This is a genomic window from Bacillus sp. PK3-037 (genome assembly GCF_054161355.1).
Map to the genome: position 1 here is coordinate 1,733,271 of NZ_CP096408.1, position 23,818 is coordinate 1,757,088.

The 23,818-nt window shown below is 44.7% G+C and carries 31 protein-coding genes and 1 pseudogene; 28 read left to right on the top strand and 4 right to left on the bottom strand.

Features of this window, described 5'->3' with window-relative positions; all coding sequences use genetic code 11:
* Positions 1-174 precede the first annotated feature (174 nt).
* The 5 genes and pseudogenes from M1D69_RS09000 to M1D69_RS09020 all read left to right on the top strand — a co-directional run bounded on the left by M1D69_RS09000 (position 175) and on the right by M1D69_RS09020 (position 2,597).
* Positions 175-645 carry a GNAT family N-acetyltransferase gene (locus M1D69_RS09000; protein ID WP_024121948.1) on the top strand — a complete coding sequence of 157 codons (471 nt, stop codon included), beginning with the start codon at positions 175-177 and terminating at the stop codon, positions 643-645.
* A gap of 12 nt (positions 646-657) precedes the next feature.
* Positions 658-1,015, top strand: a pseudogene (locus M1D69_RS09005) (antibiotic biosynthesis monooxygenase family protein).
* Positions 993-2,024, top strand: coding sequence for a GNAT family N-acetyltransferase (locus M1D69_RS09010; protein ID WP_458103965.1), 1,032 nt, complete (start codon positions 993-995; stop codon positions 2,022-2,024). Before M1D69_RS09005 ends, M1D69_RS09010 begins: the two are co-directional and overlap by 23 nt.
* Positions 2,021-2,344: an iron-sulfur cluster biosynthesis family protein gene (locus M1D69_RS09015; RefSeq protein WP_024121945.1), complete on the top strand. Its 324-nt coding sequence runs from the start codon at positions 2,021-2,023 to the stop codon at positions 2,342-2,344. The genes M1D69_RS09010 and M1D69_RS09015 overlap by 4 nt, the downstream gene beginning before the upstream one ends.
* A gap of 13 nt (positions 2,345-2,357) precedes the next feature.
* The gene (locus M1D69_RS09020; RefSeq protein ID WP_044154756.1) at positions 2,358-2,597 is read left to right on the top strand and encodes a DUF2552 family protein; all 240 of its coding nucleotides are present in this window, start codon (positions 2,358-2,360) and stop codon (positions 2,595-2,597) included.
* Positions 2,598-2,633: 36 nt separating this feature from the next.
* Here M1D69_RS09020 and M1D69_RS09025 read toward each other — a convergent pair whose 3' ends face one another.
* Entirely contained in the window at positions 2,634-3,539 is a 906-nt protein-coding gene (locus M1D69_RS09025; protein WP_458103964.1) for an alpha/beta hydrolase, read from the bottom strand.
* Between the two features lie 171 nt (positions 3,540-3,710).
* Between M1D69_RS09025 and M1D69_RS09030 the strand changes: the two genes are divergently transcribed.
* The gene (locus M1D69_RS09030; protein WP_248338802.1) at positions 3,711-3,935 is read left to right on the top strand and encodes a YqkE family protein; all 225 of its coding nucleotides are present in this window, start codon (positions 3,711-3,713) and stop codon (positions 3,933-3,935) included.
* Positions 3,936-3,966: 31 nt separating this feature from the next.
* On the opposite strand, the gene M1D69_RS09035 is transcribed toward M1D69_RS09030, so the two are convergent.
* Positions 3,967-4,887, bottom strand: a complete 921-nt coding sequence (locus tag M1D69_RS09035) for an aldo/keto reductase (RefSeq protein ID WP_458103963.1) — start codon at positions 4,885-4,887, stop codon at positions 3,967-3,969.
* Between the two features lie 63 nt (positions 4,888-4,950).
* A complete protein-coding gene (gene mciZ / locus M1D69_RS09040) occupies positions 4,951-5,073 on the bottom strand; it encodes a Z-ring formation inhibitor MciZ (protein WP_010334819.1) in 123 nt (40 codons plus the stop codon).
* 73 nt (positions 5,074-5,146) lie between these two features.
* On the opposite strand from mciZ, the gene nudF reads away from it, so the two are divergent.
* Entirely contained in the window at positions 5,147-5,704 is a 558-nt protein-coding gene (gene nudF, locus M1D69_RS09045) for an ADP-ribose pyrophosphatase (protein ID WP_458103962.1), read from the top strand.
* The gene (locus tag M1D69_RS09050) at positions 5,701-6,864 is read left to right on the top strand and encodes a TIGR00375 family protein (RefSeq protein ID WP_458103961.1); all 1,164 of its coding nucleotides are present in this window, start codon (positions 5,701-5,703) and stop codon (positions 6,862-6,864) included. Before nudF ends, M1D69_RS09050 begins: the two co-directional genes overlap by 4 nt.
* Before the next feature lie 7 nt (positions 6,865-6,871).
* On the opposite strand, the gene M1D69_RS09055 is transcribed toward M1D69_RS09050, so the two are convergent.
* The gene (locus tag M1D69_RS09055; RefSeq protein ID WP_024121939.1) at positions 6,872-7,222 is read right to left on the bottom strand and encodes a helix-turn-helix domain-containing protein; all 351 of its coding nucleotides are present in this window, start codon (positions 7,220-7,222) and stop codon (positions 6,872-6,874) included.
* Between the two features lie 182 nt (positions 7,223-7,404).
* On the opposite strand from M1D69_RS09055, the gene ansA reads away from it, so the two are divergent.
* The 20 genes from ansA (at position 7,405) to spoVAE (ending at position 23,817) form a co-directional block, all read left to right on the top strand.
* The gene (gene ansA, locus M1D69_RS09060) at positions 7,405-8,394 is read left to right on the top strand and encodes an asparaginase (protein ID WP_216394043.1); all 990 of its coding nucleotides are present in this window, start codon (positions 7,405-7,407) and stop codon (positions 8,392-8,394) included.
* A gap of 45 nt (positions 8,395-8,439) precedes the next feature.
* The gene (gene aspA / locus M1D69_RS09065) at positions 8,440-9,867 is read left to right on the top strand and encodes an aspartate ammonia-lyase (protein ID WP_024121937.1); all 1,428 of its coding nucleotides are present in this window, start codon (positions 8,440-8,442) and stop codon (positions 9,865-9,867) included.
* 140 nt (positions 9,868-10,007) lie between these two features.
* The gene (mleN, locus tag M1D69_RS09070; protein ID WP_458103960.1) at positions 10,008-11,414 is read left to right on the top strand and encodes a malate-H+/Na+-lactate antiporter MleN; all 1,407 of its coding nucleotides are present in this window, start codon (positions 10,008-10,010) and stop codon (positions 11,412-11,414) included.
* Positions 11,415-11,429: 15 nt separating this feature from the next.
* Complete coding sequence (locus M1D69_RS09075) at positions 11,430-12,755, top strand: malic enzyme-like NAD(P)-binding protein (protein ID WP_458103959.1); 1,326 nt, start codon at positions 11,430-11,432, stop codon at positions 12,753-12,755.
* A gap of 114 nt (positions 12,756-12,869) precedes the next feature.
* Positions 12,870-13,091, top strand: coding sequence for a hypothetical protein (locus M1D69_RS09080; protein WP_458103958.1), 222 nt, complete (start codon positions 12,870-12,872; stop codon positions 13,089-13,091).
* A 97-nt stretch (positions 13,092-13,188) separates the two neighbouring features.
* Positions 13,189-13,833, top strand: coding sequence for a stage II sporulation protein M (gene spoIIM, locus M1D69_RS09085; protein WP_024121933.1), 645 nt, complete (start codon positions 13,189-13,191; stop codon positions 13,831-13,833).
* Positions 13,834-13,945: 112 nt separating this feature from the next.
* Entirely contained in the window at positions 13,946-14,395 is a 450-nt protein-coding gene (gene fur / locus M1D69_RS09090; protein WP_024121932.1) for a ferric iron uptake transcriptional regulator, read from the top strand.
* A 124-nt stretch (positions 14,396-14,519) separates the two neighbouring features.
* Positions 14,520-14,747, top strand: a complete 228-nt coding sequence (locus M1D69_RS09095) for a YqzK family protein (RefSeq protein ID WP_010334808.1) — start codon at positions 14,520-14,522, stop codon at positions 14,745-14,747.
* 7 nt (positions 14,748-14,754) lie between these two features.
* Positions 14,755-15,645, top strand: coding sequence for a site-specific tyrosine recombinase XerD (gene xerD / locus M1D69_RS09100; RefSeq protein ID WP_458103957.1), 891 nt, complete (start codon positions 14,755-14,757; stop codon positions 15,643-15,645).
* Positions 15,646-15,806: 161 nt separating this feature from the next.
* Positions 15,807-16,991 carry a phosphopentomutase gene (gene deoB / locus M1D69_RS09105; RefSeq protein WP_458103956.1) on the top strand — a complete coding sequence of 395 codons (1,185 nt, stop codon included), beginning with the start codon at positions 15,807-15,809 and terminating at the stop codon, positions 16,989-16,991.
* A 12-nt stretch (positions 16,992-17,003) separates the two neighbouring features.
* Positions 17,004-17,819: a purine nucleoside phosphorylase I, inosine and guanosine-specific gene (locus M1D69_RS09110; RefSeq protein WP_458103955.1), complete on the top strand. Its 816-nt coding sequence runs from the start codon at positions 17,004-17,006 to the stop codon at positions 17,817-17,819.
* Positions 17,820-17,974: 155 nt separating this feature from the next.
* Entirely contained in the window at positions 17,975-19,144 is a 1,170-nt protein-coding gene (locus M1D69_RS09115) for a D-alanyl-D-alanine carboxypeptidase family protein (RefSeq protein WP_105991705.1), read from the top strand.
* Between the two features lie 95 nt (positions 19,145-19,239).
* Entirely contained in the window at positions 19,240-19,593 is a 354-nt protein-coding gene (gene spoIIAA, locus M1D69_RS09120; protein WP_010334804.1) for an anti-sigma F factor antagonist, read from the top strand.
* Positions 19,590-20,030, top strand: a complete 441-nt coding sequence (gene spoIIAB / locus M1D69_RS09125; RefSeq protein ID WP_458103954.1) for an anti-sigma F factor — start codon at positions 19,590-19,592, stop codon at positions 20,028-20,030. Before spoIIAA ends, spoIIAB begins: the two co-directional genes overlap by 4 nt.
* A gap of 11 nt (positions 20,031-20,041) precedes the next feature.
* Positions 20,042-20,809, top strand: coding sequence for an RNA polymerase sporulation sigma factor SigF (sigF, locus tag M1D69_RS09130; protein ID WP_024121925.1), 768 nt, complete (start codon positions 20,042-20,044; stop codon positions 20,807-20,809).
* Positions 20,810-20,936: 127 nt separating this feature from the next.
* A complete protein-coding gene (gene spoVAA, locus M1D69_RS09135; RefSeq protein ID WP_044154790.1) occupies positions 20,937-21,557 on the top strand; it encodes a stage V sporulation protein SpoVAA in 621 nt (206 codons plus the stop codon).
* Entirely contained in the window at positions 21,547-21,972 is a 426-nt protein-coding gene (spoVAB, locus tag M1D69_RS09140) for a stage V sporulation protein SpoVAB (protein ID WP_024121923.1), read from the top strand. The genes spoVAA and spoVAB overlap by 11 nt, the downstream gene beginning before the upstream one ends.
* Before the next feature lie 12 nt (positions 21,973-21,984).
* Positions 21,985-22,437, top strand: coding sequence for a stage V sporulation protein AC (spoVAC, locus tag M1D69_RS09145; protein WP_024121922.1), 453 nt, complete (start codon positions 21,985-21,987; stop codon positions 22,435-22,437).
* Positions 22,438-22,449: 12 nt separating this feature from the next.
* Positions 22,450-23,466, top strand: coding sequence for a stage V sporulation protein AD (spoVAD, locus tag M1D69_RS09150; protein ID WP_024121921.1), 1,017 nt, complete (start codon positions 22,450-22,452; stop codon positions 23,464-23,466).
* Complete coding sequence (gene spoVAE, locus M1D69_RS09155; RefSeq protein WP_003230467.1) at positions 23,467-23,817, top strand: stage V sporulation protein AE; 351 nt, start codon at positions 23,467-23,469, stop codon at positions 23,815-23,817.
* The last annotated feature ends 1 nt before the right edge of the window (position 23,818 follow it).

Here is a 23,818-nt window from a genome sequence, read left to right on the forward strand (position 1 = left end):
CTCCTGGAGGGGGAGAACTAGATGTGAAAATAGCAAACATTGTTCCGTCAGCAGTCTGGAAACGTATGATACAGAAAAGAAGGCATTTACAATTCCAGTCAGGCAAAATATAATTTTTATATTGTGAGAAAAAAGAGACATTCGTTTTGCCAGACGGAGGGAGATCAAATCGTAATGGATATTCGAACAATCACGTCTTCAGATTATGAAATGGTAACGTCTGTAATGAATGAATGGTGGGGCGGCAGGCAGCTGAAAGAAAAGCTCCCGCGATTATTTTTTGAACATTTTCAAGACACCAGCTTTATCACACATGAACATAACAGCATGACTGGATTTTTAATCGGATTTCAATCGCAATCAGATCCTGTAACGGCGTACATCCATTTTTCCGGTGTGCATCCGGATTTCAGAAAAATGCAAATTGGAAAACAATTATACGATGTGTTTATTGAAGCAGTTAAGAAGAGGGGATGCACCCGGGTAAAGTGCGTGACGTCCCCGGTAAATAAGGTGTCAATCGCGTATCATACAAGACTGGGATTTGAAATTGAAAAAGGCAGCAAAACAGTGAATGGCATCTCAGTATTTGCAAATTACGATGGACCGGGCCAAGACAGGGTTCTTTTTGTGAAAAACATATGAGGAGGAACCGCTATGGATTTTTTAACAAAAACACCTGAGCCTCCTTATTATGCTGTTATCTTTTCTTCTGTCAAAAGTGAAAATGACGAAGCATATGGAGAAACGGCAGAGCGGATGGTTTCGCTTGCGGCGATCCAGCCCGGATTTTTAGGTGTGGAAAGCGTTCGCGAAGCGGATGGAACCGGCATCACAGTTTCCTATTGGGAGAGTATGGACGCAATCAATCATTGGAAGCATCACACCGAACACCAGGCAGCGAAAGCGAAAGGAAAAAGCGTATGGTATGAATCGTATGCGGTCCGCGTCGCCAAAGTCGAGAAGCAGCGGCTGTTTTCAGGAGAAAACAAATGATTGCATTTCTTCAGCATAAGGAAGAGGCTGTATCGCGTGAGATTATTGACGTTCAAAAGCCGGCTTATGTAAAAGAAGCGGAGCTTATCGGTTTTGACGGAATCCCTGCTTTACACGAAAAAGCTGAGGATATCAGAGCCTCTCAAGAGCGATTTGCGGGATACCGGGAAGACGGGAAACTGCTCGGTGTCATTTCATACGAGAAGTTTATGCATGAGCTGACAATTTGCAGGCTTGTTGTGCATCCCGACGGTTTCAGAAAAGGCATCGGACGAGCACTCGTGCAATTTGTTATTGATCAGAACGAAGACGCTGAGAAAATCGAGGTCGTAACAGCCGAGAAAAACAACCCGGCCGTGTCGCTGTATACGCAGGCAGGGTTTGTAAAGACGAAAACCGTCAAAACGTCAGAGGGGCTTTTTCTGTCAGTCTTTCATCTCTATCCGAAAAGAAAGGTTGAAGTCGTTCACTACAATGAAGAATGGGCAAGGCTGTTCAGAGAGGAAAAAGATCGTCTGAAGCTTGTGCTCGGCCCGGAGATCATTGACGTGTATCATGTCGGAAGCACATCGATACCAAATATGGCGGCAAAGCCGGTCATTGATATCCTGATTGCAGTAAAGGATATCGCGGCGGTGAACCAATATGATTCGAAAATGGCGGAGCTCGGCTATATGCCGAAAGGAGAAAACGGCATGATTGGCAGACGCTATTTTCAAAAGGGCGGAAATAAGCGTACCCATCATGTCCATATCTATGAGGGAGGGCATCCTGCTATTGAAAGGCATTTGGTGTTCAGAGATTATCTGACAGCTCATCCGGAAATAGCGAATGAATACGCCGCGCTCAAAAAACAGCTGGCAGACCAGTACCCGGACAATATCAAACAGTACATACAGGGAAAAACCGATTGGATCAAGGCTGCAGCAGAAAAAGCGAAGCGGTGGAAAAAAGGCAGAAACAATGCGAACGGACGCGTGGTGTGCTACAATAGCGAAAATGAAAAAAACGGGGGTTTCATCTTATGAACATTCATGTGACAGATGCAGCAAAACAGGCACTGCAGCAGGCGCTTGACGCCAACCCGGGAAAAAAGGCACAGCTCCGTTATGACGCTGAAGGATGCGGCTGCGCAGTAAGCGGTGTACCGACCATCTGGGTGACAGAGGAATTAGCGGGACAGTGTGAGCAGCTGGAAACGAACGGCATTCCGCTATATATCCAGTCGTCGCAAAAAGTGTTTTTTGACGATCAAATGACAATCGATTACAATGAAAAAGCCAAAACGCTGGCGCTGAAAAGTCCGGCTCAAATGCTCAGTCCAAGAATGAGCATATTAGTAAAGTAGGGAGACACGAAACGTGGAACAAAAGCTGAAGTCAATTAAGAATACAGCACAGAATAAGACGTGGGTATCCTTTCTGAACAAAAACCATCCCTACACCCTGCTGCATTGGTCAATCGGAGGAGCGCAATCCGTCGAGAAGGATGTTTGGCTTTTGCAGGATGAAATGACATTTGAAGCGCAGGAGTTTACTACGATAGACCTTGCGATTGAATGGATCAGTGAACATATGGATGGCATCACCGACGTTTTATGATGGAAAAGCGAAAGGCCGATAGGGGCCTTTCGCTTTTTACGTTATTTTGTCTAAAAAGGCTTGCACGGTTTTTCGATACGTGTCCCGGTTTTTTGTATACGACATGGCGTGTTCTCCAGCTTCAGCAATATAGAGTTCCTTTGGACCGGGCTTTTTTTTATAAAGCCGCTCGGTTGCAGAAACAGGAATATAATCATCGTGCCTGCTGTGAATAAAGAGGACCGGCTTTTCGATCGTTTCGATGACGGCAAGCGGAGATACATCGCGTGCGCGGTAGCCGTCCCTGAACCGCAAAAAGGAGTCGGCAATGGGAAGAATCGGCCAGGAAGGCAGCCGGTATTCCGCTTTCAGACGATACGCAAGCTGTTCTTCGAAGCTTGCAAACGGGCAATCGGCAATATAAAAATCAGCGCCATCGTCAGGATGTGCGCCTGCATACAGCAGAGCAGTCACTGCTCCCATTGATTCACCATGAATTCCGACCAATCCGAGGTTGCCGTTTTTTTCTCTCACCCATTTGACGACCTCGTTTAAATCATCCTTTTCATAAAAACCATAGCTTGTAGTCTTTCCGCCGCTTTGTCCGTGCCGGCGATGATCGTAAATCAGCACATTCCAGCCGAGATTAAGAAATAAATCCATATATTTGAGAGAATTCAATACATTCACGGTCACACCGTGGCAGATGATCATTGTATTTGATGTATCGTGCGGTGCAGCATAGTAGCCTTTTATATCATATCCGTAAGCCGATGGAATCACAAAAGCCGTTTTCTCCATGCGTTCAAACGATTCAAATACATCATGCCCGTCATCTGTTTCTCTTTTCATAATCTCTTCGTCGGTTTTTTTCTTTATGAACATAATGATATTTGTGAAGCAAATACCGATAGCAGCTACAGCTGCCAAGACAGCGCCGATGGCTAAAAGGAATCTTTTCAAAAGACACAGCACCTTTCAACTCTATTATGGATAACCTTCTAAAACCATTATACCTAAACGCTGCTGAGCCGGCAGAAAAATATGACAGCGTTTTTCAGAAGAGAGTCTGCTTGTTCAGCCTGAATCTCCATGATAAACTGGCTTCAAAACAAAAACACGGGGGAAGCGAGCATGAAAAAACAAAAATCCGCTGACAAACACCAATTAAAAGACGACCTTCAATCCGATATAAAAGAAAAGCTGATGCAGATGAAAAGCCAATTGAAGGAAGAGGATCAGGAGAGACAGAAAAGAGAAAAAGCAGAACAGATCAGAAAGAAAAAGGAGATCGAAAAAAATAAAACCTTCGAAGAGCTCCTAAATGAAAGTCCGTTGGATTGGCATCAATATAAATAAACCAACACCTGGTCAGGTGCTGGTTTTTCTGTTAAGAGCGGTGGGCTTCGTAAACGTCTTGTTTCGTATGAGATTGGAGCGCTTTGATTTCCTCTTCACTTAAACGCCGTGCGTTTGCAGCATGAACGTTTTCCCGTAACTGCTCAACCTTACTGGCGCCTGTAATCACTGAGGCGACAGCCGGCTGTGCTAACAGATACTGCAGCGACTTTTCTGTCATGGACAGATCTGGCGCGACATTCTCCATCGCTTTGCGGGCATTTGTCAGTGTCTCGAACGAATAGGATAAGTACCCGTTTTGTTTGATACTGTCAGCCGCTTGTTCAAGCGGTCTCTCAGTCAGCAGCCCTTTAGCGACCGGGCCCCTGGCAACGACACTGATCTGATGTTCCTCCAAAAGCGGGAGCCATTCCTCCGGCCGTCTGTCAAACAGGCTGAATTGCATCATAATGCTGACGATGTTTGACTTTTTCACATATTCTTTAATGACGTTCGGGCGAATAGAAGAAATTCCATAATAACGAATGACACCTTCTTGCTTTAATTCTTCAAATGCTTCAATCGTTTCGTCAATGTTGTCTTCTATTGTGCCGCCGTGAAGCTGATACAGATCGATATAATCCGTTTTCAGCCGTGTCAAGCTCTTTTTCACAGCTTCTTTTATGTAGGCTTTTGAAGGGTCCCAATACCAGCCTTCACTTTCGTCACTCCACCGGTTTCCCGCTTTCGTTGCCAAAATAATATCCTGGCGTCTGTTTTGAATCGCTTCGCCGACGATTTCTTCATTGCGGCCGCGGTCATACAAATCAGCTGTGTCCAGATAGTTGATGCCAAGCTCAATGGCTTCATCAAGGATCGATAGCGCTTTATTTTTTTCGGTTCCAAGGGACATACAGCCAAGTCCGACTTCGCTTATTTCTAAATCAGATGAACCTAGTTTGCGCTTTCTCATGTGCACACTCCTTTTTTTAGGCTTTGTAATGACCGTAATATAAAGGAGCGGAGTTTTCAACTTTTACGGCTCGGAAATCCAATCTTTCACATACCGGAATGTGCGCCCGTATTCCTTGAGCTTCGCCCGCACCTCCCACGCTTTTCCCACTAAAACGACGCCCTTTTGCATACGGTACACTTTCATAAAGAAGCCCCCTTTTCTCTAGTATGATAAAATGTATGGGGCATGATATAGAGACAGAACGGGAGATGAAGAAATGAAACACTTAGAAGAAAAAACAATTGCTAAAGAACAGATTTTTTCGGGTAAAGTTATTGATCTTTATGTAGAGGACGTCGAGCTCCCAAACGGAAAAACGAGTAAACGCGAAATTGTAAAACACCCTGGTGCGGTAGCGGTGCTGGCTGTCACAGACGAAGGGAAAATCATAATGGTGAAACAATTCCGGAAGCCGCTGGAGCGGACGATCATTGAAATACCGGCCGGAAAGCTGGAAAAAGGAGAAGAGCCGGAGTATACGGCGCTTCGGGAGCTGGAAGAAGAAACAGGATACACAGCGAAAAAGCTGACGAAAATCACAGCATTCTATACATCGCCCGGTTTTGCCGATGAAATTGTCCACGTTTTTCTTGCGGAAGAGCTGTCTGTGCTTGAAGAAAAACGGGAGCTTGATGAGGACGAGTTTGTAGAAGTGATGGAGGTGACGCTTGAAGAGGCGCTGAAGCTGGTTGAATCGCGTGAAGTATATGATGCTAAAACAGCCTATGCGATTCAGTATCTTCAACTGAAAGAAGCGCTCCAAGCACAAAAATGAAAAAGATTTACGCGGACTTGCACATTCATATCGGCCGGACCTTTACGGGAAGGGCTGTCAAAATAACAGGCGCCAAAACACTGACGCTGGACCGAATTTTGGTTGAAGCCAGTGAACATAAAGGGATTGAACTTCTTGGTATTATCGACTGTCATTCTCCGGAAGTCATCCTGGAGCTTGAGGAAGGCATTTCATCCGGAAAATATAGCGAGCTTGACGGCGGCGGGATTCGCTACCGCAGCACGACTCTTTTGTTGGGAAGCGAGCTGGAGATTTACGATGAAGCCTGCAGCGGGCCGGTTCATGTGCTCGCTTTTATGCCGACACTCGCTGATATGAAACAATTTTCAGCCTGGCTTTCAGCGCGGATGAAAAATATTCACTTAAGCTCGCAACGGATATACGAAACAGGTTTGAACCTTCAAAAAAAAGTAAAGGAAATGGGCGGATTGTTTATCCCCGCCCATATTTTCACGCCCCACAAAAGCTTGTACGGAAAAGGGGTTAAGTCAAGTTTAACTGAGGTTTTTGATCCTTCTATGATAGATGCGGTCGAGCTTGGTTTAAGCTGTGACACACCTATGGCTTCACGGGTATCCGAATTAAATAAATATTCATTTTTAACAAATTCTGATGCGCATTCCTTAGGGAAGATCGGCAGAGAATATAATGAACTATATGTGCAGTCAGCTGATTTTTCTGAGTTTGCTCTTGCATTAAAGGGGCAGGACAACAGGAAAATTACTGCAAATTACGGATTAGATCCGCTGTTGGGGAAGTATTATCAAACGGCTTGTGAAGTATGCGGGGAGCGTACAGTAAGCGGGGCAACGGCGTGCGCGGAATGCGGAAGTGCCAGATTGACAAAGGGTGTCACCGAAAGACTGCGCGAACTGAGTGATCAGTCTGGAAAAAGCATAACGCGTCCTAGATATGTCCATCAGATACCGCTGCAATTTGTTCCGGGTGTCGGACCGAAAACCTTGGACAAGCTGAAGACTGCCTTTGGCACAGAAATGGCTGTTCTCCATGAGACTTCAGAGGAGGATCTGGCTCGGGTTGTTCCGCCGAAAACCGCCGCTCTTATTGTGAAAGCGAGGTCAGGAAAGCTTGAACTGAAAGCCGGAGGAGGAGGAACCTACGGGAAAGTTAAGTCATGAGTGAAAATTAACTCAGTTCCTCCTGGACTTTTCTCTTTGTCCGGATAAAGGTGATCAGCTGTATAATTTCGTCTTCAGACAGCGGCTTGCCGTCAACAGCAATATCAATGTCAAGGCTGCTCCACGTGGTCAATTCAATGGTCTGAGGAGCAGTCTGCTTTTGTTTTGGGCGGCCTAAGAGGTCATCGCAGGTTGTATCAAAAAGGTCTGCCAGCATTGCCAGCGCCTCAAGCGAAGGGCGGCGGTAGCCGGACTCGTATCCCGCGTATGTGCTTTTTGCGATGCCCAGGAGGTCAGCCGTATATTGAAGCGACCAATTTTTCTTTTTTCTCAATTCAGTTAAACGATCTAAATTCATGGACTTCCGCTCCTTTTTCAACTTGAGCTGATTATATCATATAGGTATTCGGAAGTGTACGCGAATTGAATAATAATGTCTTGCGTATTTTATTTTCCGTGTCTATAATTGCATTAAAAGTATGCGAAAAGCGAATGCCTTCTCGCAAACCCATCTTTAGATATAGTGAAGAGGTGTATGGTATGAAAAAATTATTGATGTTGACAACTGGGGGAACGATCGCTTCAGTTGAAGGGGAAAACGGGCTTGCCCCGGGGGTGAAGGCTGACGAGTTGTTAAGTTACGTATCAAAACTTGATAACGATTACACGATGGAAACCCAATCGCTTATGAATATAGACAGCACCAATATGCAGCCTGAATACTGGGTAGAGATAGCGGAAGCCGTTAAAGAAAATTATGAGGCCTATGACGGATTTGTTATTACCCATGGTACAGATACAATGGCCTATACATCCGCCGCATTATCTTATATGCTGCAGCATGCTAAAAAGCCGATTGTGATTACAGGCTCGCAAATTCCGATTACCTTTCAAAAGACAGACGCCAAAAAAAATATTACAGATGCCATTCGCTTTGCCTGTGAAGGTGTAGGTGGGGTTTATGTTGTGTTTGACGGCAGAGTCATTCAAGGAACACGTGCGATCAAGTTAAGAACGAAAAGCTATGACGCGTTTGAAAGCATCAATTATCCATATATCGCTTTTATTACAGAAGACGGGATTGAATACAACAAACAAGTAACGGAACCTGAGAACGACTCCTTCACAGTTGACACTTCACTATGCACAGATGTTTGTCTGCTTAAGCTGCATCCGGGCTTAAAGCCGGAAATGCTGGACGCTCTGAAAAGCATGTACAAAGGAATTGTCATCGAAAGTTATGGCAGCGGAGGCGTTCCGTTTGAAGGCAGAGACATTTTGTCCAAGGTAAATGAGCTGATTGAAAGCGGCATCGTTGTCGTCATTACGACTCAATGCTTGGAAGAAGGCGAAGATATGAGTATTTACGAAGTCGGCCGCAGAGTCAATCAGGACTTGATTATCCGCTCTAGAAACATGAACACTGAAGCAATCGTTCCTAAATTAATGTGGGCACTCGGTCAATCCTCAGATCTGCCGGTCGTAAAAAGAATTATGGAAACCCCGATTGCCGATGACGTTGTCCTGTAAAATAGCTAAAACTATAACCATTATAGAGAAAGTAGGTTAAAGATTATGTTAAACGGCCAAAAAGAATACCGCGTGGAAAAAGATTTCCTTGGAGAAAAACAAATTGAAGCAGATGTCTATTACGGCATCCAAACGCTGCGTGCTTCAGAAAACTTTCCGATTACGGGATATAAAATCCATGAAGAAATGATTAACGCGCTGGCGATTGTGAAAAAAGCTGCCGCTCTTGCAAACATGGATGTAAAACGGCTGTATGAAGGAATTGGCCAAGCTATCGTACAAGCCGCTGACGAGATTCTGGAAGGCAAGTGGCACGACCAGTTTATCGTTGATCCGATTCAAGGTGGCGCTGGTACATCCATGAACATGAATGCGAACGAGGTCATCGGAAACCGCGCGCTCGAAATCATGGGTCATAAAAAGGGTGAATACATCCACTTAAGCCCTAACACACACGTTAATATGTCACAGTCAACAAACGATGTGTTTCCGACAGCCATTCATATTTCCACACTGAATCTGCTGGAAAAACTGCTTAAGACGATGGAAGACATGCATGGTGTGTTTAAACAAAAAGCGCAGGAATTTGATTCTGTCATTAAAATGGGGCGGACTCACCTTCAAGACGCTGTTCCGATTCGGCTCGGCCAGGAATTTGATGCATACAGCCGTGTTCTTGAGCGTGATATTAAACGCATTAAACAATCCCGGCAGCACCTGTATGAAGTCAACATGGGCGCTACTGCAGTCGGCACTGGCCTGAACGCCGATCCGGAATATATCAAACAAGTCGTTAAACACCTTGCTGATATTAGCGGACTGCCTCTTGTCGGCGCTGACCATCTTGTCGATGCAACGCAAAATACAGACGCTTACACAGAAGTTTCTGCATCATTAAAAGTCTGCATGATGAACATGTCGAAGATTGCGAACGACCTTCGTTTAATGGCATCGGGACCGCGCGCCGGACTTGCGGAGATTTCTCTGCCTGCCCGCCAGCCGGGATCTTCCATCATGCCGGGTAAAGTCAATCCGGTTATGGCGGAGCTCATTAACCAAATTGCGTTCCAGGTGATTGGAAACGATAATACCATCTGCCTAGCTTCAGAAGCAGGTCAGCTTGAGTTAAACGTTATGGAGCCAGTGCTCGTCTTTAATCTGCTGCAATCAATCAGCATTATGAACAATGGTTTCCGTTCCTTCACTGACTATTGCTTAAAAGGCATCGAAGCTAATGAAAAACGCTTGAAACAATACGTAGAAAAAAGCGCTGGCGTTATTACCGCTGTGAATCCGCATCTTGGTTATGAAGCGGCTGCCCGAATCGCCAGGGAAGCGATTATGACAGGCCAGTCCGTCCGTGATCTTTGCCTTCAGCATGATGTGCTGACAGAAGAAGAACTGGATATCATTTTAAATCCATACGAGATGACAAAGCCGGGGATTGCTGGAAAAGAGCTATTAGAAAAATAAAATTAAAACAAAATGCAGCTTATTCACCTCTGAATAGCCGGTGAATAAGCTGTTTACAAGCATAGGGATGAGGAAGTATAGTATACGTGTTGCACTATTTATTGAAAGCGTTTTAGCTTTTTCATTAAGGGGGACTTCTTTTGAAGGATGTAAGATTGCCAACACTATTTGAAATTATTATCGTACTAGGAGTATTTTTGGCACTTGTCATGTCGTTTACAGTCTTTTTGGACTTGCCGATACAGCTTGCGCTTTTTATTTCCTGGTTTATTGCAATGATTCTCGGAATCAGACTCGGTCATTCTTATAAAGATTTGCAGAATGCGATTCTTAGCGGAATATCAAACGGTCTCGAAGCCGTTCTGATTCTCGTTTCAGTCGGAGCGCTCATTGGAACATGGATTGCCGGAGGCGTCGTGCCGACCTTGATTTATTATGGATTAGAATTTATTCATCCTAGTATCTTTTTACTCGCAACGTTAATTATTTGTTCTATTATGTCTGTGGCAACAGGAACGTCATGGGGAACAGTTGGAACAGCCGGTATTGCCATGATCGCAATTGGTGAAGGCCTCGGAATCCCGCTTCCTCTTGTAGCTGGAGCCATTCTTTCCGGAGCTTACTTCGGGGACAAGCTGTCTCCTCTGTCTGACAGCACAGTCCTGGCTTCTTCATTATCAAAAGTGGATGTATTGGCTCACGTCAGAGCGATGCTTTATTTATCAATACCAGCATATGTGATTACGGCTATTCTCTTTACAGCTGTTGGATTTATGTACGGCGGGAAAAATATTGATCTCGACAAAGTTGAATTTTTGAAATCTTCATTGCAGAATACATTTGACATTCATATTTGGATGCTCATCCCGGCTGTAATCGTTATCGTCTTATTAGCGGTGAAAAAGCCGTCTATGCCGGTTATCGTAATTGGTGCATTGCTTGGCGCTGTTTGGGCTGCTGTTTTCCAAGGGATGAATTTCGCGGATGCGATTGCAACGGCGTACAACGGCTTCTCTATTAAAACAGATGTTGAGTTTTTAAACGGCCTCTTAAACCGTGGAGGCATCGTAGGCATGCTCGGTTCTCTCGTCGTGATTATCTTTGGTCTCGGCTTTGGCGGGTTGCTCGAGAAGCTAGGTGTGTTAAAAGTCATTGTTTCATTGTTTGAAAAGAAGTTGACATCAGCGGGCAATGTGACATTATCTACGCTGATTGTAGCATTTTTGGCGAACATCTTCGGGTGTGCCATGTATGTATCTCTTATTTTGACACCGAAAATTATGGAAGACAGCTATGACCGTTTGCATCTGGACAGAAGAGTTCTATCCCGTAATTCAGAGGTCGGGGGAACTTTGACTTCAGGTATGGTCCCTTGGTCTGATAACGGCATTTACATGGCCGGGATTTTAGGAGTTTCTACCTTCTCTTATTTGCCGTTTATGTGGCTCAGTTTTGTCGCAATAGGTCTTGCCATTATCTATGGTTATACAGGAAAATGTATATGGTATACGAAAAACGATACAGCTCAAGCTGAAAAACTAGGCTAAGGGGAGGATCACTGAATGATAGCGAAACACATGATTCGGACACTGATGATAGAAACGCCTTCGGTTCCCGGAAATCTCGGAAGAGTGGCTACAGCAATAGGCCTTCTGGGCGGAGACATTGGTGATGTGGAGACGGTAAAAGTCGGACCCAATTACACGATGCGCAATATTACTGTACAAGTGGAAAATGAAGAACAGCTTCAGGAAGTGATCATGGCTGTTCAGGCTCTTGGCGAAGGGATCAGGCTTCACACGGTATCTGATGAAGTCCTGTCTGCTCATGAAGGCGGAAAAATCCAAATGAAAAGCAAAATGCCAATCCGTTCGCTGGCAGAGCTTGGGCGCGTCTATACCCCAGGTGTAGCAGACGTCTGCAGACTGATCGAGAAAGAACCTCAGAAGGCTGATATCTATACAACAATCAGCAACTCGGTCGCAATTGTAACTGATGGAACAGCCATTCTCGGCCTTGGTAACATCGGCTCTGTAGCGGGAATGCCTGTTATGGAAGGAAAGGCAGCGCTGTTTGATCAGCTGGCAGGGATCAGCGGTATACCGATTTTGCTGGATACAAGTGATCCTGAAGAAATCATCAATACGGTAAAACATATTTCACCAGGATTTAACGGCATCCTGCTTGAGGATATCGGGTCACCGCATTGCTTCGAAATTGAAGATCGCCTAAAAGAGGAGCTCAATATCCCTGTCATGCACGATGATCAGCATGGGACAGCTGTCGTCACGCTGGCAGCTGCCATTTCGGCATGTAAAAGCGCAGGCGTTGACTTGAAAGAAGCAAAAGTGGGGCAGATCGGCCTCGGCGCAGCGGGCGTAGCCATCTGCCGGATGTTTATGGCTTACGGCGTCAAAGCTGTATGCGGTACAGACAAATCAGAGGCGGCGATGAATCGTCTTGAGCAATACGGCGGACAGACAGCTGCCAGCATCGAAGAGTTAATGGAAACATGTGATATTGTCATTGCCACAACAGGAGTTCCTGGTTTAATTAAACCTGAATTCGTACGGTCTGGTCAGGTCATATTGGCATTATCCAATCCGAAGCCGGAAATTGAGCCTGAGGCTGCTTTGCAGGCCGGCGCAGCGTATGCAGCTGACGGGCGGTCTGTGAATAATGTGCTTGGCTTCCCTGGTATATTCAGAGGAGCACTGAATGCCAAAAGCAAGGAAATCAATCACGATATGCTTGTGGCGGCAGCAGAGGCCATTGCAGCCTGCACAAAGCCAGGCGATGTGGTTCCGCAGCCGCTGGATTCAAAGGTCCATCACGAAGTGACAGCCGCGGTTGAACGCGCAGCTCTTACAGCAGCGGTCAAACATTAAAATGAAAACAGCACCTGGCACGACAGGTGCTGTTTTTTTCTGACAGATTCAAAACATTTTAATAACATGTTCCATTTGCTATAATGAACCAAAATGAAACAGGGAGTGATCAGCATGGCAAAAAGCCGAGCGAAAAGAAAACGGGAGCATCTGCTTAGAAACAGCGGACGGGACGCCTCAGTATCAAGAGGCAGTTCTCCATCCTTCAGCACCCATGAAAGAATGACAAAAAGCAAAAAAGACATATTGAATAAAAGAAAGCATAAACACAAAAATCCTTATGATCATAATGCATTTGATGATAGGGATTTTTTTATGTCCGAAACAGCCGCCTAGCAATCTCTATCGTTTCTTTTTGAAAAAGAGCATGTTTTTTCGTTTCTTTCATACAATCTATTAAATCAAATCAATAGAGCGGGCGGGAGGAAACGATATGCGGAAAATTTCTTATAAGGACATGTTTCTCGGACATGTAAAGGATCATCTCTCTCTTTATATATTTGTGTCTGTCCTGTTTTTCATGGGTGTGATTTTTGGCGCTATTATTGTGAACAGCATGACGATCAGCCAGAAAGAAGATTTATATTATTATTTAAGCCAATTTTTCGGACAGCTATCAGACGGAAAGCAGGCCAGCTCATCCGATATGTTTTGGCAAAGCATTTTTCATAATGTAAAGTATTTAGGGCTGATGTGGATTTTAGGCATTTCTGTGATTGGTATGCCGATCATTTTTATTATGATTTTTCTAAAAGGAATTGTCGTCGGATTTACTGTGGGATTTCTCGTCAACCAGATGGGAATCAGCGGTTTCTTCTTATCCTTTGTCTCGGTTTTGCCGCAAAATGTGCTGCTTATTCCGGCTTATCTCATTATGGGCACGTGTGCGATTGCATTTTCTTTAAAGCTGATCAGACAGCTGTTCGTTAAACGAAGTCTGCATGATGCGCCGATCCAGTGGTTCGGGCGATATGCTGTTGTTCTCCTGATCATTTTATTTTTAGCGCTGATCTCGTCTCTCTTTGAAGCATACATGTCGCCTGTTTTGATGGAAAAGCTGACATCGCGACTTTTTTAAAAACATTATTAAAAGAAAATCATTTTATTTATCAGTTTATAATAATTATAGTTGGAACTCCGCGCTTATTTTGTTATAATGAGTCATGGAATGCGGCGTAGGAGGGAAAGACATGGAAAACCGTATTGATCGAATTAAGAAACAGCTGCACTCATCCAGCTACAAACTTACGCCTCAGCGTGAAGCGACAGTAAGAGTGCTGCTTGAAAACGAAGAAGACCATTTAAGCGCAGAAGATGTATACCTCCTCGTAAAAGAGAAATCTCCTGAGATCGGTCTCGCAACAGTATACCGTACGCTTGAATTACTAACTGAATTAAAAGTCGTTGATAAAATTAACTTTGGAGACGGCGTGTCCCGTTACGATCTTCGTAAGGAGGGGGCAGCTCACTTTCATCACCACTTGGTGTGCATGGAGTGCGGAGCCGTTGATGAAATTGAAGAAGATTTGCTTGAAGACGTAGAAGAAGTCATTGAACGTGATTGGAAATTTAAGATCAAAGATCATAGATTGACGTTTCACGGCATTTGCCACCGCTGTAACGGAAAAGAAACTGAATAGACGATGCCGGGCTCGAACCTTTTCTCTTGGGGAAAGGGTTTTTTGCTGTTTCGACGTATAATTCCTTTCTGATTTGGCATATGGTTTAAATAACTGGAACCATAGAGAAAGGATCGATTGGGACATGGGAAGATTCCTGAAAACGGCTGTTGATACATTGAAGGTTTTTATTCTGTTCACAGGTTTTACCGCTCTCTTCTATTATGCTATGATATGGGTAAATCAAGAGTATGAAAACTATCATCGGTACGATAAACCTGAAGGCTCCGCCGTAAAAGTTGTTGAAATGGATGCGGAAGAAAAAGGCGGATGGTTTGACCGGTTAATCTTTTTTTACCAAAATGGGGAGTAGATCTAGAGTGAAAGATCAAATAAAGGATTTCATCCACTACGTCATGGTAGAGAGAGGGCTTTCTCAAAATACGGTGGTTTCCTATGAGCGTGACTTGAAAAGCTATTCTCTTTATATAACAGAAACCCTTCATATCAACAATTGGAACGATGTGACCCGTATACATATTATCCAATATTTGAAGCACTTGAAGGACTCGGGGAAATCCGGAAAGACATCAGCGCGGCATTTGGCATCGATTCGCTCTTTTCATCAATTTCTGCTTAGGGAAAAGGTGACGGACAAAGACCCTTCCGTACATATCGAAACACAAAAAACAGAACGGACGCTTCCAAAGGTGCTGGCGCTGAACGAGGTTGAGCGGCTGTTGGACACGCCTAAGCTTACGAGTCCTTTTGGCTATCGGGATAAAGCGATGCTGGAGCTGCTCTATGCCACAGGTATCCGAGTCAGTGAAATGATTGAATTGAAAACGACAGATGTCCATTTGTCAATGGGGTTTGTCCGCTGTTTCGGAAAAGGGAGGAAAGAGCGGATTGTGCCGATCGGTGAAACCGCTGCTTCTGCTATTGAAGAATATATGATGAAAGCCAGGGGGAAACTGCTGAAGAACAAAGTGTCTGACGCACTCTTTTTAAATCATCACGGCAAGCAGATCAGCCGCCAGGGGTTTTGGAAAAATCTGAAGAAAATCGCGCTCGAAGCCGGAATCAAAAAAGAGCTCACCCCGCATACACTCAGGCATTCCTTTGCAACGCATCTGCTTGAAAACGGGGCTGATTTAAGAGCGGTGCAGGAAATGCTCGGCCATGCGGATATATCTACGACGCAAATCTATACGCATGTGACGAAAACAAGGCTGAAGGATGTGTACAAGCAGTACCATCCGCGTGCCTAGCCGCAGCAGGCTGCGGCTTTTTTCTTTAGACCAGACAGAAAATAATGAAGTTTCTCATTATTTTCAAATGCATTGTCAACGGGAATGAAAACGGTTTATACTTGAGTTGTCAGACCTCTAGGCGATACAATAGACGTATAGAAAAAAAGGAGGCTTTTATGATGCCTGCATACAAATATAATCGCGTGTTTTTAATCGTAATGGATTCAGTCGGAATTGGCGAAGCGCCTGATGCCGCCGACTTTAATGACGTAGGCGCCAATACGCTCGGGCATATTGCCGAGCACATGAACGGATTACATATGCCGAATATGGCAAAACTCGGCCTTGGCCTTATTGGTGATATCAAGGGCGTTGAAAAAACAGAACAGCCGCTCGCGTACTTTGGAAAAATGCAAGAAGCGTCAAACGGCAAAGATACAATGACAGGCCATTGGGAGATCATGGGCTTATACATTGATAAACCGTTTAAAGTGTTCCCTGAGGGTTTTCCTGATGAACTGCTTCAGGAGCTTGAGAAAAGATCGGGCCGCAAAATTATCGGAAACAAGCCGGCTTCTGGCACAGCTATTTTGGATGAACTCGGCAAAGAGCATATGGAGACAGGCGCTTTAATTGTGTACACTTCAGCTGACTCTGTTCTGCAAATTGCCGCTCACGAAGAAGTTGTTCCGCTTGAAGAACTGTACCGCATTTGTGAAACGGCGAGAGAGCTGACGCTTGATCCGAAATATATGGTAGGCCGCATTATCGCACGGCCGTTCGTCGGCGAGCCGGGACATTTCAAACGGACGCCAAACCGCCACGACTATGCGCTTAAGCCGTTTGACCGCACTGTGATGAATGAATTGAAAGACAGCGGCTTAGATGTCATTTCAATCGGAAAAATTTCTGATATTTATGATGGAGAAGGAATTACGTCTTCCCGCAGAACGGTATCTAATATGGACGGAATGGACAAGGTGGTTGACACGCTCGGAGAAGACTTTACGGGTCTGAGCTTTGCAAACCTTGTTGATTTTGACGCCTTATACGGCCATCGCCGTGATCCGGAAGGCTACGGACGCGCGCTTGAAGAATTTGATGCTCGCCTTCCGGAAGTATTCGAACAAATGAAAGAAGATGATCTGTTAATCATTACAGCCGATCACGGCAATGATCCGATTCATCACGGAACAGACCATACACGTGAGTATGTGCCGATTCTTGCATACAGCAAAAAACATGAGAAAGCGCAAATGCTGCCGCTTGCAGATACATTTGCCGATATCGGCGCAACGATCGCGGATAATTTCCAAACAACAAAACCGAAATACGGTAAAAGCTTTTTATCTTTATTACAATAGGGGGACTGTTTCTTGAAAGACAGAATCGAACGCGCAGCCGCTTTTATTCAACAAAACTTGCCTGAATCACCAAAAATCGGCCTTATTTTAGGCTCAGGTCTTGGTATTTTGGCTGATCAAATCGAAAATCCTGTTAAGCTGAAATATGAGGATATCCCGGAATTCCCGGTATCAACGGTTGAGGGACACGCCGGACAGCTTGTGCTTGGCACACTTGAGGGAGTTACCGTCATCGCCATGCAGGGCCGCTTTCATTTCTATGAAGGCTATTCAATGGAAAAAGTCACTTTTCCTGTTCGCGTCATGAAAGCGCTCGGAGTCGAGGCTTTGATCGTGACAAATGCGGCAGGGGGCGTAAACACTGAATTCCGTGCGGGAGACTTAATGATCATTACAGATCACATTAACTTTATGGGGACAAACCCATTAATCGGGCCAAACGAAGCAGATTTCGGCGCCAGATTTCCTGATATGTCTTCAGCCTATGATAAAGATCTTTCCAGCCTGGCTGAAAAAATGGCGAAAGACCTTAACATTCCAATTCAAAAAGGTGTGTATACCGCTGTGACAGGTCCTTCCTACGAAACACCGGCGGAAGTGCGCTTTTTAAGAACAATGGGTTCTGATGCAGTCGGCATGTCTACCGTACCGGAAGTGATTGTGGCAAACCATGCGGGTCTCCGCGTACTCGGCATTTCCTGCATTTCGAACGCAGCAGCCGGAATTTTGGATCAGCCTTTATCCCACGATGAAGTCATGGAAGTGACAGAAAAGGTGAAAGCCGGATTCTTGCAGCTTGTGAAAGCGGTAGTTGCTAAGTACGAATAAATATGGAATTCAGAAAAAATAAGAAGACAGCTGTTTCTAATCGAAACAGCTGTCTTTTTTATGTCGAAAAGTCCCGAAACATTTTCCAACAGTGGTGTATAAAACCATTCAGCTTGGAAAAAATAAAAAGGATTATGAAATGGAGGGCTTTTGAGATGAAACGTCTTTTATCCACTTTGTTGATTGGTATGATGCTGCTTACATTTGCACCGTCCGCATTTGCAAAACAAGACGGAAAACATACATCGGAGCTTGCTCATGAAGCCAAGTCTGCGGTGCTGATTGAACGTGATACTGGAAAAGTGCTTTACAACAAGAACAGCCGTGAGAGACTGGCGCCTGCAAGCATGACAAAAATCATGACGATGCTTTTAATCATGGAAGCCTTAGATGAAGGAAAAATCAAGATGAGTGATAAGGTCCGTACGAGCGAACATGCTGCTTCAATGGGCGGATCACAGATTTTCCTTGAGCCCGGGGAGGAAATGACAGTTACAGAAATGCTGAAGGGCATTGCGATTGCATCAGGAAATGACGCATCCGTAGCGATGGCTGAATTTATTTCGGGATCCGAGGATGAATTTGTGAAAAAAATGAACAAAAAAGCGAAAGAGCTGGGATTAAAAGATACATCCTTTAAAAACCCGACCGGCTTGACCGAGGAAGGGCATTACAGCTCGGCTTATGACATGGCAATTATGGCTAAGGAATTATTGAAATATGAATCAATCACCAAGTTTACAGGTACGTATGAGGATTATTTACGTGAAAACACAGATAAAAAGTTTTGGTTAGTGAATACAAATAGGCTTATCAAATTTTATCCCGGTGTAGACGGCGTCAAAACAGGCTATACAGGAGAAGCGAAATACTGCCTGACCGCTTCGGCTAAAAAAGGGAACATGCGGGCGATTGCTGTTGTGTTCGGGGCAAGCACACCTAAGGAAAGAAATGCGCAAGTCACAAAGATGCTTGATTATGCTTTCAGCCAATATGAGACACATCCTTTGTACAAACGAAATGAAACGGTAGCAAAAGCAAAGGTCAAAAAAGGCAAACAAAAAGTGATAGAACTCACCACTTCTGAGCCGATTTCTGTATTGACAAAAAAAGGCGAGGATATGAAACATGTGAAAAAAGAAATTAAAATGAACAACAATGTAAGCGCTCCGGTTCAAAAGGGCCAAGAGCTTGGCACGCTTGTGTTGAAAAAGGACGGAAAAGTGCTTGCTGAAAGTCCTGTCGTCGCTAAAGATGATATGGAAAAAGCCGGATACTTAACGTTTTTAAAGAGGGCAATGGGAGATTGGACAAAATTTAAGTAATTATGCCGAATGATCACTAGTTTTGTCACGGTGAAGGAATTCATTCCTGCGAAATCGAAACACTCATTATCCGATCATATCAAGGAGGAATGAGCATGAGCCTTGGAATTGACATGCATGTCAAAGAATCAGTGCTTTGTATTCGATTAACAGGCGAACTCGATCACCATACGGCTGAAACGCTGAAACAAAAAGTAACGGAATCATTGGAAAAGGATGATATTCGTCATATCGTGCTGAATCTGGAGGACCTTTCCTTTATGGACAGCTCGGGGCTTGGCGTTATTTTAGGCAGATACAAACAAATTAAGCAAATTGGCGGGGAAATGGTCGTTTGCGCCATCTCTCCGGCAGTGAAACGGCTGTTTGATATGTCTGGCCTGTTTAAAATTATTCGTTTTGAACAATCTGAGCAGCAGGCACTGCTCACGCTGGGGGTGGCATCATGAAAAATGAAATGCACCTTGATTTTTCCGCTCTCAGCCAAAATGAATCGTTTGCGCGTGTGACGGTTGCTTCATTTATTGCACAGCTTGACCCGACCATGGATGAACTCACCGAGATCAAAACCGTGGTGTCAGAAGCGGTGACGAATGCCATCATCCATGGTTATGAAGAAAATGGCGACGGAAAAGTATATATTTCGGTGACGCTGGAAGATCATGTCGTATATATGACCATTCGTGATGAAGGGCTCGGCATTACAGATCTGGAAGAAGCCCGCCAGCCTTTATTCACAACAAAGCCTGAGCTGGAGCGTTCTGGTATGGGCTTTACCATTATGGAAAATTTCATGGATGATGTCAGTATCGATTCATCACCCGAAATGGGGACGACGATTCGCTTAACAAAGCACTTATCAAAAAGCAAAGCGCTTTGTAATTAAGGAGATTTGTTATGGATGTGGAGGTTAAGAAAAACGGTAAGAACGCTCAGCTGAAGGACCATGAAGTAAAAGAATTAATCAAACAGAGCCAAGATGGCGACCAGCAGGCAAGAGACCTCCTCATAGAAAAAAACATGCGTCTTGTTTGGTCTGTCGTACAGCGGTTTTTAAACAGAGGATATGAGCCCGATGACCTCTTTCAGATTGGCTGCATCGGGCTGTTAAAATCTGTTGATAAATTTGATTTAACCTATGATGTGCGCTTCTCGACATATGCAGTGCCGATGATTATCGGCGAAATCCAGCGTTTTATCCGTGATGACGGAACTGTCAAGGTGTCAAGATCATTAAAAGAGCTTGGCAACAAAATCCGCCGAGCGAAAGATGAACTTTCAAAAACACTGGGCAGGGTGCCGACCGTACAGGAAATCGCCGAACATTTGGAGATTGAAGCTGAAGATGTCGTGCTAGCCCAAGAGGCAGTAAGAGCTCCGTCTTCGATTCATGAGACAGTTTATGAAAATGACGGAGATCCGATTACCCTGCTTGACCAAATCGCCGATAACTCAGAAGAGAAATGGTTTGACAAGATTGCGCTGAAAGAAGCAATCAGCGATTTGGAGGAAAGGGAAAAATTAATCGTCTATCTTCGGTATTATAAAGATCAGACGCAGTCAGAAGTTGCTGAGCGGCTGGGGATATCTCAGGTGCAGGTATCCAGGCTTGAAAAGAAAATATTAAAACAGATCAAGGTTCAAATGGATCATACGGAAAGCTAGTCTGTCACTGCAGGCTGGCTTTTTGTTTTGCAAAAGCGTGGTAATTTATGGTCTTTTCAAGCGGATGAATGAGAACAAAATCGAACCACATACTACATATATAACCACCGAAAGATGGTGATCAATGATGGAACGACGACTATTTATCAGGCTTCGCCACCGCGTTTTGGCACATCCGGGGGATATCATAACGGTCGGGGATGCCGCGCAAATAGAAGGGCAGCATCAGCTGAAAAAGAAACTGTCGGCTATGCCGCTGTATCAGGTGAGCGAAAAAGATAAAAATATCGTAATTCTGGATATCATAAAAGTGCTCAAAGCCATTTATCAGCAGGATCCCACACTCGATGTTCAAACTGTGGGCGGAGCTGAAACCATTGTTGAAATTCAGTACCAGAAACGGCACATATCAACCGTTCTTTTTATTGGTGTCTGGCTGCTGCTGTTTATCGGATCGTGCCTCGCCATCATGAACTTCCATGAGGATGTCAGCATGGGAGATGTTCATATTGCGCTATATGAAATCATAACCGGAGAGCGGAATGACTATCCATATTTACTTCAAATCCCTTACAGCATCGGTTTGGGACTGGGGATGATCGTGTTTTTTAACCACATTTTTAAAAAGCGCCTTAATGAAGAGCCCAGCCCGCTGGAGGTTGAAATGTTTAACTATCAGCTTGATCTCGATCAATATGTGGCCATGCATGAAAATGAAGAAACAATAAAGGACCTGCATGATCGTTAGTGTATTGTTCATCATTTTTGTCGGGCTCGGCGGAGGCATCACAGTCGGGGCAGGTTTCGTGGCTTTTTTAACCGTGATGGGAATCATTCCGCGTCTGATGCAGCTCACCAAAACGATGAGATTTGTTCAAGCTTATGAAGCGGCTGTTATTCTCGGTGCGGTTTGCGGGGGCTGGGAAACACTGCATATGCACCATCTCTTTTTATCAAAGTGGATTGCCGTGCCGGTCGGGCTGTTGGCCGGAGTATTTGTCGGGATGCTTGCAGCCGCGCTGACAGAAGTGTTAAATGTCCTGCCGATCTTGGCTAAACGAATCGGCCTCAGAAGTAAAATCATTATTCTATTAATGGCCATTGTCATTGGAAAAATCGCGGGCTCTTTATTTCATTGGCTGTATTTTATTCATCATTCATAAGGAGGTTTCAATATGACAAACATAAAAGAAAACTACAAATCAAAAGTAAAAACATATCAGCCAAAGCCGCCTTACGTATGGAACTGTGTAAAAGCCTTTCTTGTAGGCGGTTTGATCTGCATGATCGGACAAGGTCTGCAGAATTTTTATATCCATTTTTTTGATTTTAACGAAAAAACAGCAGGAAACCCTACGGCGGCAACATTGATCCTATTGTCAGCGTTGCTCACCGGATTCGGCATTTATGACAGAATCGGTCAGTTTGCAGGCGCAGGATCAGCTGTACCTGTCACCGGCTTTGCCAACAGTATGGCAAGCGCGGCTCTTGAGTATAAAAGCGAAGGTTTAGTATTGGGAGTAGCGACAAACATGTTTAAACTGGCGGGAAACGTCATCGTATTCGGTGTTGTGGCTGCTTACATCGTCGGAATGATTCGGTTTGCTTTTGAGAAACTGATGTCATAGGAGGAGAAAGAAATGAAATTAACAGGAAAGCAAACCTGGGTGTTTGAGCATCCCTTATTTGTCAATGCAGCGGGAACAGCAGTAGGGCCTAAGGAAAAAGACGGTCCGCTCGGGTCTTTATATGATAAAACCTATGACGACATGCACTGTAATCAAAAAAGCTGGGAAATGGCTGAAAGGCAGCTAATGGAGGACGCCATCAATACCGTGCTGCAAAAAAACAATTTGAAAAAAGATGATATTGATCTTTTGCTTGCAGGCGATCTGTTGAATCAAAATGTCACAGCTAACTATGTGGCAAGGCATCTGAAAATCCCGTTTCTTTGCATGTTTGGCGCATGCTCAACATCAATGGAAACAGTTGCTGTTGCATCTGCCTTAGTCGACGGCGGATTTGCAAATCGGGCAATTGCTGCTACAAGCAGTCACAATGCCACAGCCGAAAGACAGTTCCGCTATCCGACGGAATACGGCGGGCAAAAACCGGATACTGCGACATCTACTGTAACTGGGAGCGGTGCGGTTGTCATTAGTCAGACACCGAGTGATATTCAAATTACAAGTGCAACTATAGGGAAGGTGGCTGACTTAGGAATTACCGACCCGTTTGATATGGGATCAGCCATGGCTCCTGCTGCTGCTGATACCATTAAACAGCACTTTCAAGACATGAACCGCACAGCGGACGACTACGATCTGATCCTGACGGGAGACCTTTCCGGCGTCGGATCTCCTATTGTCAAAGATATCTTGAAAGAAGAGGGATATCCGGTCGGCACAAAACATGATGATTGCGGGCTTCTGATTTACACACCGGATCAGCAGGTGTTTGCCGGAGGAAGCGGCTGCGCTTGTTCCGCGGTTGTAACCTACTCACATATTTTCAAGCAGCTGAAAGAAGGAAAATTAAACCGTGTGTTTGTAGTAGCAACCGGGGCGCTATTAAGCCCGACCATGATCCAGCAAAAACAAACCATTCCGACCATCGCACACGGGGTTGTATTTGAACGTGCAGGAGGTGCATCTTAAGTGGACTATCTTTTGGCTTTTGTTTGCGGAGGCGCCATTTGTATTGTCGGGCAGCTGCTGCTGGACATATTTAAATTGACGCCTGCCCACGTCATGACATCCTTTGTCGTCATCGGGGCGATTTTAGACGGTTTTGGCATTTACGATAAATTTATTGAGTTTGCTGGAGGAGGCGCCACGGTTCCGATTGTCAGCTTTGGCCACAGCCTTCTGCACGGTGCCATGCATCAGGCGCATATACACGGATTTATCGGAATCGGTATGGGGATATTCGAGCTGACATCTGCCGGTATATCAGCCGCCATTCTATTCGCCTTTATCGTCGCTGTTATTTTTAAACCGAAAGGATAAT